This is a genomic window from Pseudomonas edaphica, assembly GCF_005863185.1.
In the GTDB taxonomy this organism is placed as follows: Bacteria; Pseudomonadota; Gammaproteobacteria; order Pseudomonadales; family Pseudomonadaceae; genus Aquipseudomonas; species Aquipseudomonas edaphica.
On record NZ_VBVZ01000892.1, the window covers coordinates 1 to 1,803 of the forward strand.

Here is a 1,803-nt window from a genome sequence, read left to right on the forward strand (position 1 = left end):
AAATGAGATCTAATGTGGGAGCGGGCTTGCCCGCGATGATCGTCAACGATAACGCGCTTCGCCTGATACTGCGCAGCGCCCTCAGGTTCATCGCGGGCAAGCCCGCTCCCACATTGATCGGGTTGCTGCTGAGTTTCAGTGCCCACGCCTTCGACCTGCAGCAGCTAAGTGACCAACTGGCCAAACCCGCCGTAATCCACGGCAGCTTCATCCAGGAAAAACACCTGCGCGCCCTGCCCCAGCCCTTGGTCAGCAAAGGCACGTTCGTACTCGCCAAAGACCACGGCCTGCTGTGGCTGTTGAAAACCCCGCTGCAACAGGACTACCGCATCAGCGCCCAAGGCATCGCCCGACGTGACGCCAACGGCTGGCAATTGCTGCCGAACAAGAGCGCCGGTGCCGAGCAGAATCGCCTGTTCCTTGCCGTACTCCAAGGCGACAGCAGTGGCTTGCAGCGCGATTTCGAGCTGCATCTGCAAGGCGAAGCCCAACAGTGGAAGCTGACGCTGGTCCCACGCTCGCTGCTGCTCAAGCAGGTATTCACCCAGATCAATATCGACGGCGGCGAGCTGGTGCAAACAATCGAACTGCTCGAAACCCAGGGCGACAGCACCGTGCTGCGCATGCAGGACAGCACTGCCGGCCAACCGTTGAGCGAATCGGAGCAACACGACTTTGCCCAGTGAGCGCTGGCTGCCACGCCTGTTCCTGATCCTGCTGGTGGCGGTGTTGGCGCTGGCCGGCTGGCAGTGGCGCCATGGCGCGCCATTGTCGGCCAACCTGATGGAACTGGTGCCGGGCAGCACGCCGGATGCGCTGGAACTCAAGGCCGAACAGCGTATGCAGGAACCGCTGAACCGCGAAATGCTGGTGTTGGTGGGGCATGCCGATCGGCAAAAAGCCGTAGCAGTGGCGCAGCAAATGGGCGAACGCTGGCAGGCCAGCGGCCTGTTTGAAAAAGTGCAGTGGAACCTGCAAGCCGACTTGCCCGCCCTGCGTGAACAATTGCTGCGCGGTCGGCTGGCGATGCTCTCGGCCAAGGACCGCGAGCAACTGATCGAGCACCCGGACGCGTTCATTCAGCAGCGCGTGCAAGCGCTGTTCGACCCGTTTACCGGGTTCAGCCTGGTGCCGAGCCAGGACGACTGGCTGGGCCTTACCGGTCGCATCCAGAACAGCCAGCCGCAGCACGGTTCGGTGCAGCTCGATATCGGCAGCGGCGCCTTGATTGCCGATGCCGACGGCAAAAGCTGGGTGCTGCTGCGTGCGCGCACCACCGGCAATGCCTTTGACATGAAACTGCCGCTGCAAGTGGCGGACCTGCTCCAGGCCAGTCGCGAACAGGCCAGCGAGCAAGGCGCGCAATTGCTCGCTGCCAGCGGCCTGCTTTACGCCGCCAACGGGCAGCAACAGGCCACGCGGGAAATCACCTGGGTGGGCGGTGGCGCCACGCTGGGCATCCTGTTGTTGCTGTTGCTGGCGTTCCGGCGCTGGCGGGTGCTGCTGGCGTTTGTGCCGGTGCTGGTGGGTATGCTGTTTGGCGCGGTAGCCTGTGTGGCACTGTTCGGCCATATGCATGTGATGACCCTGGTGCTGGGCTCCAGCCTGATCGGCGTGGCGGTGGATTACCCGCTGCATTACCTGTCCAAAAGCTGGAGCCTGCAACCCTGGCGCAGCTGGCCGGCATTGCGCCTGACCTTGCCAGGGCTGAGCCTGAGCCTGGCGACCAGTTGCATTGGCTACCTGGCGCTTGCATGGACGCCGTTCCCGGCGCTGACGCAAATCGCCGTGTTCTCCGCCGCC

Annotated in this window: 2 protein-coding genes; both read left to right on the top strand. The window is 63.4% G+C overall.

Translation table 11 applies throughout. From position 1 onward, the window contains the following. Positions 1 to 35: 35 nt before the first annotated feature. Positions 36 to 686 (top strand): outer membrane lipoprotein carrier protein LolA, encoded by a 651-nt coding sequence (locus tag FEM54_RS31805; RefSeq protein ID WP_138454195.1) that lies wholly within the window; start codon positions 36 to 38, stop codon positions 684 to 686. Further along, positions 676 to 1,803, top strand: a 1,128-nt coding sequence (locus tag FEM54_RS31810; RefSeq protein WP_171045959.1) for an MMPL family transporter, incomplete at its 3' end; no start/stop codon positions are given. The genes FEM54_RS31805 and FEM54_RS31810, both read left to right, overlap by 11 nt.